General features: G+C 57.6%; 9 protein-coding genes and 1 pseudogene. 3 read left to right on the top strand and 7 right to left on the bottom strand.

The features are described 5' to 3' along the window. The 4 genes from DYL59_RS11835 to DYL59_RS11820 all read right to left on the bottom strand — a co-directional run bounded on the left by DYL59_RS11835 (nucleotide 1) and on the right by DYL59_RS11820 (nucleotide 2598). Complete coding sequence (locus tag DYL59_RS11835) at nucleotides 1–648, bottom strand: YagK/YfjJ domain-containing protein (RefSeq protein ID WP_135289340.1); 648 nt, start codon at nucleotides 646–648, stop codon at nucleotides 1–3. A 400-nt stretch (nucleotides 649–1048) separates the two neighbouring features. Beyond that, the gene (locus DYL59_RS11830; protein WP_238340670.1) at nucleotides 1049–2104 is read right to left on the bottom strand and encodes a reverse transcriptase family protein; all 1056 of its coding nucleotides are present in this window, start codon (nucleotides 2102–2104) and stop codon (nucleotides 1049–1051) included. Next, entirely contained in the window at nucleotides 2040–2366 is a 327-nt protein-coding gene (locus DYL59_RS11825; RefSeq protein ID WP_135289338.1) for a helix-turn-helix domain-containing protein, read from the bottom strand. The genes DYL59_RS11830 and DYL59_RS11825 overlap by 65 nt, the downstream gene beginning before the upstream one ends. Before the next feature lie 43 nt (nucleotides 2367–2409). Further along, the gene (locus DYL59_RS11820) at nucleotides 2410–2598 is read right to left on the bottom strand and encodes a hypothetical protein (RefSeq protein ID WP_135289337.1); all 189 of its coding nucleotides are present in this window, start codon (nucleotides 2596–2598) and stop codon (nucleotides 2410–2412) included. Between the two features lie 409 nt (nucleotides 2599–3007). On the opposite strand from DYL59_RS11820, the pseudogene DYL59_RS11815 reads away from it, so the two are divergent. Next, nucleotides 3008–3871: pseudogene (locus DYL59_RS11815) on the top strand (YifB family Mg chelatase-like AAA ATPase); the annotation flags it as partial. A 77-nt stretch (nucleotides 3872–3948) separates the two neighbouring features. On the opposite strand, the gene DYL59_RS11810 reads toward DYL59_RS11815, so the two are convergent. Further along, complete coding sequence (locus DYL59_RS11810; RefSeq protein ID WP_135289336.1) at nucleotides 3949–5925, bottom strand: methyl-accepting chemotaxis protein; 1977 nt, start codon at nucleotides 5923–5925, stop codon at nucleotides 3949–3951. 179 nt (nucleotides 5926–6104) lie between these two features. Beyond that, complete coding sequence (locus tag DYL59_RS11805; protein ID WP_135289335.1) at nucleotides 6105–7022, bottom strand: LysR substrate-binding domain-containing protein; 918 nt, start codon at nucleotides 7020–7022, stop codon at nucleotides 6105–6107. A 150-nt stretch (nucleotides 7023–7172) separates the two neighbouring features. Between DYL59_RS11805 and DYL59_RS11800 the strand changes: the two genes are divergently transcribed. Further along, complete coding sequence (locus DYL59_RS11800) at nucleotides 7173–8576, top strand: NorM family multidrug efflux MATE transporter (protein ID WP_135289334.1); 1404 nt, start codon at nucleotides 7173–7175, stop codon at nucleotides 8574–8576. A 67-nt stretch (nucleotides 8577–8643) separates the two neighbouring features. On the opposite strand, the gene DYL59_RS11795 is transcribed toward DYL59_RS11800, so the two are convergent. Then, nucleotides 8644–10308, bottom strand: a complete 1665-nt coding sequence (locus DYL59_RS11795; protein ID WP_135289333.1) for a putative bifunctional diguanylate cyclase/phosphodiesterase — start codon at nucleotides 10306–10308, stop codon at nucleotides 8644–8646. A 254-nt stretch (nucleotides 10309–10562) separates the two neighbouring features. On the opposite strand from DYL59_RS11795, the gene rep reads away from it, so the two are divergent. After that, nucleotides 10563–12572, top strand: coding sequence for a DNA helicase Rep (gene rep / locus DYL59_RS11790; RefSeq protein WP_135289332.1), 2010 nt, complete (start codon nucleotides 10563–10565; stop codon nucleotides 12570–12572). Nucleotides 12573–12574: the final 2 nt, after the last annotated feature.

Here is a 12574-nt window from a genome sequence, read left to right as displayed (position 1 = left end):
TCAAGCTGCCATTAACTCTTCCAACACAGTTGGTGGCATCTGTTTTGATGCCAGTTTCGAAAACCCAAATCGACGATGCGTTTCGCCAGTACCGAAATGTTTATCCCTGATTTTGGCAAGGTAACTGAGATGGTAGAAACAATCTGCGAACTTTCGCTTATCGTCTCGGCTCAGGAAGTGTGGATTCTTAACGAAGTGTACTGTGCCGCCTGTGAGCTCGATCCAGCGGTCTTCGAACATTTTCCACATGCCGGTATGACCGTCACCCGAAATCTTCCCCAGCAGGCGCTGTAGAGTCTGAAAGCCGAAGAATAAATGATAGTGAGACTTTGCTACTTCGCCAACTTCTTTAACCCAACCATGAATGAACCTTTTGTGTTGCCCCCAACCGAACGAACCAAGATCAGCTTTGCACATTTTAATAAATCGACTGAGCAATTGATTTTCTAACTTATTGTTGGTTTTATGATTCCAAGGGAAATGCAAATCAATTCGGACAACTGTGATACGAGAATGGTGTTCTTGAAGATTCATCAATTGATCATGGATGCGTTTCAAAATAACGGGATACACCCCATATCCTTTATCTTTGCTGGCATTAACCTTCAAACCATTATATGTATCGCGGAAGCTTTCTTTCATTTTCATCTTTTCGTTTTCCTAGCCCTTACCTTAATTACAGTTGAATATATATTGCATGCATAATATATAATATATTATTGGCACATATAATAGATATTACAAAATTGCACGCAGCAAAATGCCTTCCAGGGCTTGTTGCTGGCTGAGTGCAGATGGATTTTCAGTCCGACAAAAGAGGTTGTACCTTGTCGCTGTGAATACAGAGTAACGCGGAAAAGTCAGATGTTAAACATTGAGACCAAATAAATTCTCATCATCTACTGAATTTTGCTGTTCGCGAAATCGCTTGCAGGTGCAGTCGCAACTGAACGATTCAGTTACATCACTCATTGCTGAATCTGTATGAGAAAGCGAGAGTACAAGTGGCGGATAGCACGCCACTACGAAATGGGCGCACTATGAGAGGTCAGATAGATGCGTCAGCAACCTGCGGGGCGGGACTAGGGCTGGGGCTGGGGCTGGGGCTGGGGCTGGAAAGGTTGCTCCGGGCAGCGAGCGCCTTGGATCGAAACTTTGAATCAAGATAGGACGCTTCATTGAGCACGCCCGCCAATTTTTCCATTAGCTTAGTTTCACTAAAACCAAAGCTATCCATTTTGCCATTGATTGCATCTTCGAGCCGACGAACAGTGACCAGTCGCGCATGAGGTACGGTAATATTTCCGTTGATGATCACCGTTCCAGTAACATGTTTCGCCTGGTGCGCCCTGAAGATCCTTGTTTTCTTCTTGTTAATGCTATGCCCATTCCGTCTAACGATGGAGACAACCTCTCGCTCAAGCGACGGCGGAATTGCATCCCCTGAAAATGTCAGATCGTCGACGTAACATGTAAAGACTAAACCGTACCTTTTTGCAAGACAATCAAGGCTGTCAAACATGGTGCGGGAGCTATGCAAGGCTAGCAGCGGGCTTAGCGGGCTGCCTGTAGGGATACAGTTCCTATGCGTTGAAAGCCTAGTCAGAATTCCCGATACGTCTCGAACACATTGCAACTGCTTCAAATAGAAGTCGTATACATGGTGCGCCTTCACCGAACCGTAATAGTTGCTTAAGTCAAAGGTCGCAACTTCCTTTGACTTCTGATGCGCTTGAGCGTTGGAACGATATGAACGCTTCTTTACACCAGCATGAGCATATTCTGGGTACTCAATACGTTGCAGAAGCTTCAGGATACGTTCGTGAACTGAACGCAAGTCTTTATTGGGCGTTTGGACCAGTCTGGCTTTTTTCCGTTTGTGCGAAAACGGATTGAGCTCTTCCAACAAAGTGAACTCACGATAATTCTCATCACTTCCTAGAAGGACATCAATCTCAAGCTCGCTGCGGTTAAGCGCATTCGACAGCTTCTTAGGAGAAGTGATTTTGTACAATGCAGACTGATTGATTGTGTATAGCTTAAAAGACCTTCGCTTTTTTGCCGAACTTTGTTGAGGTCTCATTTCGGTTTTGATTCCATTCAAGTATTGAGACAATCCTTTTGGCCACATGCAATCTTAACTTGTCGGATGGCTTTGGGCTGTCCAAGTTTTCCGAAAAAAACAGGATGGATGATAGTGGTATATCAAAGCATTCACTGTATCGAGTGAGAATGTCGATTGATGGCTGCTTCTTACCAGACTCGATTTCTGAAAGATACGAGTTAGATATCCCTAAACGACCAGACATTTCAGATTGTGATACATCATGAAAGGTTCTGATGATTTTCAGGGCTTTATTGAGCATGACTGAGCACCTGTGATGTGTGTGTGACTACAGCGGGGGTAGGTTATTCGAGATCGATTCCAAAGAAAGCAAGTACCTTAGGCCCATATTTATCAACCAAAGCGAACAGATTCACGAAGAACCGAACAGCTTTGAAACAAGCCACAAATACCGTTACAACGCTCCACTTTTTCTTCTTTTCTGGACTAACCAGACATTGCTCTGCGGTGTTACTACTTTCACTTTTTTGCATTTTTACAGCTCCTGTATTAGTTATGACACGTACGGCTGTACATGTCTCTCGCACATAACTAAACAAGAAAAGTGAATCGGGTTGAGCAATGCTTTTCCCCCCTCTGGGACACCGGCTTCGTCGCTCTCGACGAAGCCGTCTATGTCTCGTAGCGTAGAGTCGTGGCGTACACCGGACCCAACTACTGAAAACAAAGGGGTAGAGTTTTTCAACTCCACGGCACGTTACCCAAGGGCTTCGTACCTACAGCAGCGAGATTAAGTCACCGACCGCAGACGTAATATCTACGATGCATCTTCCTCTGTCAAATATTTTTTCGCAAATAGCGAATTTTTTTCGCTGACATGAAGCCTTTTGCGGCGCACACCCTGTGTTTGGATGTGTCAGTTCATAATTGGGTGTTATGTACCACAACCTGCTGTTCAGCGGGCCTCCGGGAACGGGCAAGACGCTGCTCGCCAGCCGCCTGCCCGGCTTGCTGCCGCCACTGAGTGAGCAGGAAGCGCTGGAAGTCGCGGCGATTCAATCGGTCGTCAGCCTGGCGCCCTTGAGCCATTGGCCACACCGACCGTTTCGCCAGCCGCACCATTCGGCGTCGGGGCCCGCCTTGGTGGGCGGCGGGTCGAAGCCGCAGCCAGGGGAAATTACCCTGGCCCACCACGGCGTGTTGTTTCTGGATGAACTGCCCGAGTTTGATCGCAAGGTGCTGGAGGTACTGCGAGAGCCCTTGGAATCGGGCCATATCGTGATCTCCCGCGCCCGCGACCGGGTGAGCTTCCCGGCGCGTTTTCAACTGGTGGCGGCGATGAATCCCTGCCCGTGCGGCTACATGGGTGACACCACCGGGCGTTGTCGTTGCACGCCGGAGCAGATCCAGCGTTATCGCAATAAACTCTCCGGGCCGTTGCTGGACCGGATCGACCTGCACCTGACGGTTGCGCGGGAAAGCACTGCGCTGAATCCAACACCTCAAGCCGGCGACGATACAGCGAGTGCATCAAGGCAGGTCGCTGAGGCCCGGGAACGTCAGCAGCAGCGCCAGGGCTGTGCCAATGCGTTCCTGGATTTGCCGGGGTTACGCGAGCATTGCAGGCTGTCGAAAGTCGATGAGGGCTGGCTGGAGACTGCCTGCGAACGGCTGACGCTATCGCTACGGGCGGCGCACCGCTTGCTCAAGGTGGCACGGACCCTGGCAGACCTGGAGCAGACGCAAGCAATCGCTCGCCACCATCTGCAAGAGGCCCTGCAGTATCGGCCAGCGGCAATAACTTAAGCCTTGTGCAGAACCCAATGTGGGAGGGGGCTTGCCCCCTCCCACACAAACCTCTCCCACACTTGAATTGCGAGGTGTCAGCGGAAGCGGTCTACCTCATGGCGCAAGCCGGCCGCCAAGGTCTCCAGCTCCTTGGCCGTCACCGCCAAATTCGACACCACCTCACGCTGCTCACTGTTGGCCAACGCAATGCTCTGCAAATTACTACTCAGCAAGGTCGCCGTGCTGCTTTGCTCCTGAGTCGCGGTGGTAATCGCGGCAAACTGCTGCCCCGCCGAGCGGCTTTGCTCATCGATACGCGCCAAGGCCGAAGCTACGTCGGCATTGCGCGACAGGCCTTCCTGCATCAGCACATTGCCATGCTCCATGGTGCTGATGGCATTGCCGGTTTCCTGCTGGATGCTCTGGATCATCCCGGAGATCTCGTCGGTAGCCTCTCGGGTGCGTGACGCCAGGTTGCGCACTTCATCGGCGACCACGGCAAACCCTCGGCCCTGCTCACCGGCGCGAGCGGCTTCGATGGCGGCGTTGAGTGCCAGCAGGTTGGTCTGGTCGGCAATCGAGGTAATCACGCCAACGATCCCACCGATTTCCTGGGAGCGCTGGCCCAAGGTGTTGATCACCGTGGCCGTGCTGTTCAAAGCCGTGGCGATGTGTTCAAGAGACGACGACGCCTCTTGCATCGACGTACGACCAATCCGCGTTTGCTGGGCGTTTTCCTGAGCCAGGCGTTCGGTATTGCCCATGTTGTCGGCAATGTTCAGCGACGTGGCGCTGAATTCTTCCACCGCGCCGGCCATGCTGGTGATCTCGCCGGACTGCTGCTCCATGCCTTCATAAGCACCACCGGACAAACCGGACAACGCCTGGGCGCGGCTGTTGACCTCTTCGGCCGCCTTGCGAATGTGGGAAACCATGGTCGACAACGCTTCGCCCATCTGGTTGAAGCTGCGCGCCAACTGGCCGATCTCGTCATGGCTGGACACGTTCAAGCGTGCGCTCAAATCACCAGCGCCCAAGGCTTCGGCCTGGCGCACCAGGTCGCTCAGAGGCTGCAACTTGCTTCGCAGCAGCCACACCGCAGCACCGACCGCAAACAACATTGCCAACACGCTGCCAATCACCAGGCGAATACCCACGGCCCAGGTGACTTCACGGATTTCCGCCTTCGGCATGCTCGCCACAACCGACCACGGGCCGCCGTCGAATGGCACTGCGACGCTGTAGAAGTCTTCGTTTTTATCCGTCCAGAAATGCCCTGCACCCGGCGTCTTGGCCAGGTCGAGCATCACCGGGACAGCTTGGTCCAGCGCCTGCACGCCAGCCGGCGGCACCAGCCATCGCTTTTGCTCATCCAGCAGGGCCAGCGAGCCGGTCTTGCCGATGCGGAAGCGCTTGAGGTTATCGAACTGGGCGTTCTGTGCGTCGGTGTAGTCGAAGCCGACGAACAACACCGCGATGACCTTGCCGGCAGCATCGCGCACCGGTGTGTATTGGGTCATGTAGGAACGTTCGAACAGCACCGCTCGGCCGACGTAGCTCTGCCCGGCCAGCAAACGTTGATAGGCCGGGTGCTGGTGATCCAGCACAGTGCCGATGGCGCGGCTGCCATCCTGCTTGGTCAAGGAAGTGCTGATACGGATGAAGTCCTCGCCCGAGCGCACAAACACGGTGGCCACGCCGCCGGAAGTGTCCTTGAACTCATCGACTTCACCGAAATCGTTGTTCACCACATCGCCGCCCAGGTACAACCCAGGCGTTTGTACGCCCGCCACGGTCACCGGCTGGTCCGCTCGCACACTCAAGCCAGCGCCGAAGCGCTTTTCAAACAGCCCACTCAAACGCTGGGTACTTTCGCGCAAGGTGCTGTGGAAGGTATTGAGTTGGTCAGCGAGCAAACGTGCCTCGCTGGCCAGGTGCTCCTCGCGTGTGTCGAGGTTGGCAGAATCGAGGGAACGCAGGGCAAACACGGTACTGCCGCTGATCACGACAGCCAGAATCACGGCTAACGCGAGGCCTAGCTGGGAAGCAATCCGAGCGCGAGGTTGAGACATGACAGCTCCTGGCCGAGGCCAGGATCATCCTGATCTCATAGCGTTGCTCGGCAAATTATCTAGTGGGAAGCGTTGGTGCACGATGGTTCCAACACACCTACTTCGGCGGGCGCGATCAATACTTGAGCGTATTGCAGGGGTATGACGCAAACGATTGCACGGCGATGTGTATCTCGCCATTACAGGCGTTCAACGGGCGGCAGTTCCATGGCCTTGACCTCGCTCTGGAGAAAGTCCGCCAACCGTCGCAAACGCTCACCGCCGGGACGGGTTTTCGGCCATACCAGATAGTAATTTTCCCCGCTGGCCACAGCGGTCGGCCACGGCAGGCTCAGCCGTCCTTGGGCCACGTCCTCGGCCACCATCAGCAAATCGCCCATAGACACGCCGTAGCCCCGGGCGGCAGCGATCATGCCCAGTTCCAACGTATCGAACACCTGCCCACCCTTGAGCGATATCCGCGATGACAGCCCCATGCGTTCCAGCCAGTTGCGCCAGTCCCGCCGATCAGGCGTGGGATGCAGCAGTTCGGCGGTCGCCAGGCGCTCGGCGTCCCAAGGGCCATCATCCAGCAAATTCGGCGCCCCCACAGGAATCAACAACTCGGGAAACAGGTAGCAAGCCTCCCAATCGGCGGGGAAGTGTCCGTAGCTCAACAGTACCGCGCAGTCGAAGGGCTCTTGGTTGAAGTCCACTTCGTCCACGCTCATCCACGCACTGGTCAGTTGCACTTCGTTGCCCGGCTGCAACGCCCGGAACCGACTGAGCCGCGCCAGCAGCCAACGCATGGTCAAGGTAGACGGCGCCTTCATGCGCAGGATGTCATCTTCGGCGTTCAAGGTATGGCAGGCACGTTCCAGCGCGGCGAAACCCTCGCGCACGCCGGGCAGCAGCAGGCGCGCCGCCTCGGTGAGCTGCAAGGTGCGCCCGCTGCGCTGGAACAGCCGGCAGGCGAAGTGATCCTCAAGCGTGCGGATATGTCGGCTCACGGCACTTTGGGTAATCGACAGCTCTTCTGCCGCCCGGGTGAACGAGTTGTGCCGCGATGCCGCCTCAAAAGCACGCAGGGCATAGAGCGGCGGAAGACGACGAGACATCTGGAAAACTCCCACAGAGCAATGCCGCACCCTACCAGATTCAACAGGCATGAGTTTTAGTCATGCGAACCATCGCTTTTATCCCTTTGTGCAACGGGCTGAGAGCGCCGAGAATCAACCCTTCCACAACCTTCTGACTCTTTGAGCGTGATGATCATGCAGCATCCGGCACGTACCGAACTCTGGGCCATCCTACGGCTGTCGGGGCCGTTGATTGCCTCACAGTTGGCGCACATGCTGATGGTGTTGACCGACACGCTGATGATGGCGCGCCTGAGCCCCGAAGCCTTGGCCGGTGGCGGCCTGGGCGCGGCCAGCTATTCGTTCGTATCGATCTTCTGCATCGGCGTGATTGCCGCCGTGGGCACCCTGGTAGCGATCCGTCACGGCGCGGGCGATATCGAAGGCGCCACCCGCCTGACCCAGGCCGGGCTGTGGCTCGCCTGGCTGATGGCCCTGGCGGCCGGCTTGCTGCTGTGGAACCTCAAGCCACTGCTGCTGATGTTCGGGCAGACCGAAACCAACGTGCACGCGGCAGGGCAGTTCCTGACGATCCTGCCGTTCGCCCTGCCCGGTTACCTCAGCTTCATGGCCTTGCGCGGGTTCACCAGCGCCATCGGCAAGGCCACCCCGGTGATGGTGATCAGCCTGTGCGGCACCGTGCTCAACTACCTGCTCAACCACGCCTTGATCGAAGGCATGTTCGGCCTGCCCAAGCTCGGCCTGGTAGGCATCGGCCTGGTCACCGCCATTGTCGCCAACGGCATGGCGTTGGCGCTGATGTGGTACATCCGCAGCAACCGCACATACGCTGCCTACCCATTGAGTACTGGCCTGCTGCGCCTGAATACCCAATACCTGCGCGAACTCTGGCGCCTGGGCCTGCCGATTGGCGGCACCTATGCGGTGGAAGTCGGGCTGTTCGCCTTTGCCGCGTTGTGCATGGGCACCATGGGCAGCACGCAATTGGCAGCGCATCAGATTGCCCTGCAGATCGTCTCGGTGGCGTTCATGGTGCCCGCGGGCATGTCCTACGCGGTGACCATGCGCATCGGCCAGCATTACGGTGCCGGGCAACTGTTGCAAGCGCGCCTGGCCGGGCGAGTCGGCATCGGCTTTGGTGCATTGGTGATGTTGGGATTCGCCGTCGTACTGTGGTTGTTTTCCGACCCGTTGATCGGACTGTTCCTGGACCATGACGACCCGGCGTTCCACGACGTGATCGTACTGGCCGTCAGCCTATTGGCCGTGGCGGCGTGGTTTGAGTTGTTCGACGGCGTGCAGACCATCGCCATGGGTTGCATTCGCGGGCTGAAAGACGCCAAGACCACCTTCCTCGTGGGTTTGGGCTGCTACTGGCTGATCGGCGCGCCATCCGCCTGGCTAATGGCATTCACCTTGGGCTGGGGGCCGACCGGTGTGTGGTGGGGCTTGGCGCTGGGCCTGGCGTGTGCGGCGGTAAGTTTGACCTGGGCGTTTGAGACGAAGATGAAGCGGATGATTCGGCAGGAGCCTGATGTTCAAGCCTCATTTCAGGCCGCACAGACAGAATAAAGGCCTTGTTCGGTCAAAAACTGTGGGAGCGAGCAAGCCCGCTCCCACATTTGAATGGGTTTGCAGGTCAACCCAGCAGCGCCTGCTGGCCTTTACCGAAGGTGAGGTATTCCACCAACTCCGGTAGCGGCAAGGGCTTGCTGATCAGGTAACCCTGGGCCTGGTCACATCCAAACAACCTCAGCAACGCCAGTTGCTCGGGGGTTTCCACCCCCTCCGCCACCACTTCCAGGTTCAGGTTGTGCGCCAGGTTGATCATGGCGTGCACCAGCTTGCGGTTCTCCTCGCGCCCTTCCATGCCGCCGACAAAGCTCTTGTCCACCTTCAACAAGGCAATCGGCAGGCTGTTGAGGTGCACGAACGATGAGAACCCGGTGCCGAAGTCATCCAGGGAGAACCGCACCCCGAGGCGCCCCAGTGCGTCCATGGTCTGCTTGACCAAGTCGCTGCGCCGCATCACGGCGGTTTCGGTCAATTCGAACTCCAGCCAGCGTGCGTCCACGCCCCGCTCGGCAATCAGCCGGCTGAGGGTCGAGAGCAATTGACCGTCTTGAAACTGGCGAAACGACAGGTTGACCGCCATATGCAGCGGCGGCAGACCGCGTTCGCGCAAGGCCTGCATGTCGCGCAAGGCACGCGAGATCACCCAGTAACCCAACGGAACGATCAATCCGCTCTGCTCGGCCAGCGGCACAAACTCACTAGGCGGCAACAGGCCACGCTCGCCGTGGCGCCAGCGCACCAGGGCTTCCAGGCCGACGATTCGCCCGTCGTCCAGGTCCAGGCGTGGCTGGTAATGCAACTCCAGTTCATCACGACGCAAGGCGCGACGCAGCTCGGTTTCCAGGTCGGCCAGGCTGCGGGCATTGCGGTTGATGCGCTCGTTGAAGATATGAAAGGTGCAGCCCTGGGTGCTCTTGGCCTGCTGCATGGCGATATGGGCATGCCACATCAGCGGGTCGGCACCGGCGCGGGCGCGGGCATGGGCCACCCCCAGGCTGCAGCCGATCAGCAGGCTTTCGCCATCCACCCAGTAGGGTTCGGCCATGACTTCGGTGATGCGCTCAGCCATCCACTCGGCGCGCTGAGGCGCCCGGCGGGTGTCGATCAACAGGGCGAACTCGTCGCTGCCCAGGCGGGCCAGTTGATCACCGGCTTCGAGTTGGCTCTTGAGCCGTGACACCACTTGCAGGATCAGCCGGTCGCCGGCCTGATGGCCGAGGGCGTCGTTGGCATGACGGAAGTTGTCGAGGTCCAGGTGCCCCAGGGCCAAACCGCGCCCTTCGTTCTCGGCCAGCCGAGCCGCCAGCAGGGTCTGAAAACCCTGGCGGTTGGCGATGCCGGTGAGAGGATCCTGTTCGGCCAGGCGTTGCAGGGTGTTTTCCAGCAGGCCACGCTCACGAACGTGACGCAGGCAGCGGCGCAATGTATCGGCGTCCAATACTTCCCGCACCAGCCAATCACTGACACCCAGGGGAGAAACCAGGGGTTCCTGCTCCAGCAGCAACACACACGGCAGGCTGCAACGGCCTGGGCCGGGTTGCAGGCTGGGTGTGGTCAATAGCACGGCGCTGTGGTCGTCATCGAACAAACGACTCACCGAATCCCAATTTGGCGCGCTGATCAGCACAGCCCCATCGCCCATCGGCGCCAGGCACTCGCGCAATAACGCTGCCCACTCAGGCGCATCGGCCAGTAGCAGCAAACGCAAGGGTTCGACAGGCGTAGACAAGCTAGCTCCCTAGACTCTGCAAGATTTCGTTGGCGGCGGGCATTATGACGTGCGGCCTGATAATCACCAATGACAGGGGTTATCAAATACGCAAATTACAAACATTAGTCGTAAATGCCTGTACATCCTGCGGCAAAGTATCAAAACCGGCAAATTTAGATCGAGTGGTACGTCACACTGTCGTTCTGAGGGAGCAGAATCCTGCCAGCCTGTTAAAATGCCCGCCCTTTTGAATAACGACTCCTGAATTCTGTATGTCCCGACTCAACCCCCGGCAGCAAGAAGCCGTGAACTACGTCGGCGGCCCTCTATTGGTGCTCGCCGGCGCTGGCTCCGGCAAGACCAGCGTGATTACCCGCAAGATCGCGCACCTGATCCAGAACTGTGGCATCCGCGCCCAGTACATCGTCGCCATGACCTTTACCAACAAGGCAGCGCGGGAAATGAAAGAGCGCGTCGGCACCCTGCTCAAGGGTGGCGAAGGCCGTGGCCTCACTGTGTGCACCTTCCACAACCTGGGGCTGAACATCATCCGCAAGGAGCATGTGCGGCTGGGCTACAAGCCGGGCTTCTCGATCTTCGACGAGACCGACGTCAAGGCCCTGATGACCGACATCATGCAAAAGGAATACGCGGGCGACGACGGCGTCGATGAGATCAAGAACATGATCGGCGCCTGGAAAAACGACCTGATCCTGCCGCCCCAGGCCCTGGAAAACGCACGCAACCCCAAGGAACAGACCGCTGCCATCGTCTACACCCACTACCAGCGCACGCTCAAGGCGTTCAACGCGGTGGACTTCGACGACCTGATCCTGCTGCCGGTAAAACTGTTCGAGGAACACACCGACATCCTCGAAAAATGGCAGAACAAGGTGCGCTACCTGCTGGTGGACGAATACCAGGACACCAACGCCAGCCAATACCTGCTGGTGAAGATGCTGATCGGCACGCGCAATCAGTTCACCGTGGTGGGCGACGACGACCAGTCAATCTACGCCTGGCGCGGCGCCCGCCCGGAAAACCTGATGCTGCTCAAGGATGACTACCCCTCCTTGAAGGTGGTGATGCTGGAGCAGAACTACCGCTCCACCAGCCGTATCCTGCGGTGCGCCAACGTGCTGATCTCCAACAACCCCCACGAGTTTGAAAAGCAGCTGTGGAGCGAGATGGGCCACGGCGACGAGATCCGCGTAATCCGCTGCCGCAACGAAGACGCCGAAGCCGAGCGCGTGGCCGTGGAGATCCTCAGCCTGCACCTGCGTACCGACCGGCCCTACAGCGATTTCGCCATCCTCTATCGCGGCAACTACCAGGCCAAGCTGATCGAGCTGAAATTGCAGCACCACCAGGTGCCGTATCGCCTGTCGGGCGGCAACAGCTTTTTCGGACGCCAGGAAGTAAAAGACCTGATGGCCTACTTCCGGCTGATCGTGAACCCGGACGACGACAACGCCTTTTTGCGGGTGATCAACGTGCCGCGCCGGGAAATCGGCTCCACCACCCTGGAAAAACTCGGCAACTACGCCACCGAACGCAAAATTTCCATGTACGCCGCCACCGACGAAATCGGCCTGGGCGAGCACCTGGACACCCGTTTCACCGATCGCCTGTCGCGCTTCAAGCGCTTCATGGACAAGGTGCGCGAGCAATGCGCCGGCGAAGACCCGATCAGCGCCCTGCGCAGCATGGTCATGGACATCGACTATGAAAACTGGCTGCGCACCAACAGTTCCAGCGACAAGGCTGCGGATTACCGCATGGGCAACGTCTGGTTCCTGATCGAAGCGCTGAAGAACACCCTGGAAAAAGACGAAGACGGCGAGATGACCGTCGAAGACGCCATCGGCAAGCTGGTGCTGCGCGACATGCTTGAGCGCCAGCAGGAAGAGGAAGACGGCGCCGAAGGGGTGCAGATGATGACCTTGCATGCGTCCAAGGGCCTGGAATTCCCCTACGTGTTCATCATGGGCATGGAGGAGGAAATCCTCCCGCATCGCTCCAGCATCGAAGCCGACACTATCGAAGAAGAGCGCCGCCTGGCCTACGTGGGTATTACCCGCGCACGTCAGACGTTGGCCTTCACCTTTGCCGCCAAGCGCAAGCAGTACGGCGAAATCATCGATTGTGCCCCCAGCCGGTTCCTGGATGAACTGCCGCCGGACGACCTGGCCTGGGAAGGCAATGACGACACCCCGACCGAGGTGAAGGCCGTTCGCGGCAACACCGCCCTGGCGGACATACGCGCGATGTTAAAGCGCTAGAA

It is taken from the genome of Pseudomonas kairouanensis (assembly GCF_004682055.1).
In the GTDB taxonomy this organism is placed as follows: domain Bacteria; phylum Pseudomonadota; class Gammaproteobacteria; order Pseudomonadales; family Pseudomonadaceae; genus Aquipseudomonas; species Aquipseudomonas kairouanensis.
Note: the sequence above shows the minus strand (reverse complement) of the source record. Positions and strands in the feature narration are given on the sequence as shown.

What these genes read in the sequence shown, in the direction of transcription:
- DYL59_RS11835 (WP_135289340.1), bottom strand. Translation starts at nt 648, where the DNA reads ATGAAAATGAAAGAAAGCTTCCGCGATACATATAATGGTTTGAAGGTT.
- DYL59_RS11825 (WP_135289338.1), bottom strand. Translation starts at nt 2,366, where the DNA reads ATGCTCAATAAAGCCCTGAAAATCATCAGAACCTTTCATGATGTATCA.
- DYL59_RS11820 (WP_135289337.1), bottom strand. Translation starts at nt 2,598, where the DNA reads ATGCAAAAAAGTGAAAGTAGTAACACCGCAGAGCAATGTCTGGTTAGT.
- DYL59_RS11810 (WP_135289336.1), bottom strand. Translation starts at nt 5,925, where the DNA reads ATGTCTCAACCTCGCGCTCGGATTGCTTCCCAGCTAGGCCTCGCGTTA.
- DYL59_RS11805 (WP_135289335.1), bottom strand. Translation starts at nt 7,022, where the DNA reads ATGTCTCGTCGTCTTCCGCCGCTCTATGCCCTGCGTGCTTTTGAGGCG.
- DYL59_RS11800 (WP_135289334.1), top strand. Translation starts at nt 7,173, where the DNA reads ATGATCATGCAGCATCCGGCACGTACCGAACTCTGGGCCATCCTACGG.
- rep (WP_135289332.1), top strand. Translation starts at nt 10,563, where the DNA reads ATGTCCCGACTCAACCCCCGGCAGCAAGAAGCCGTGAACTACGTCGGC.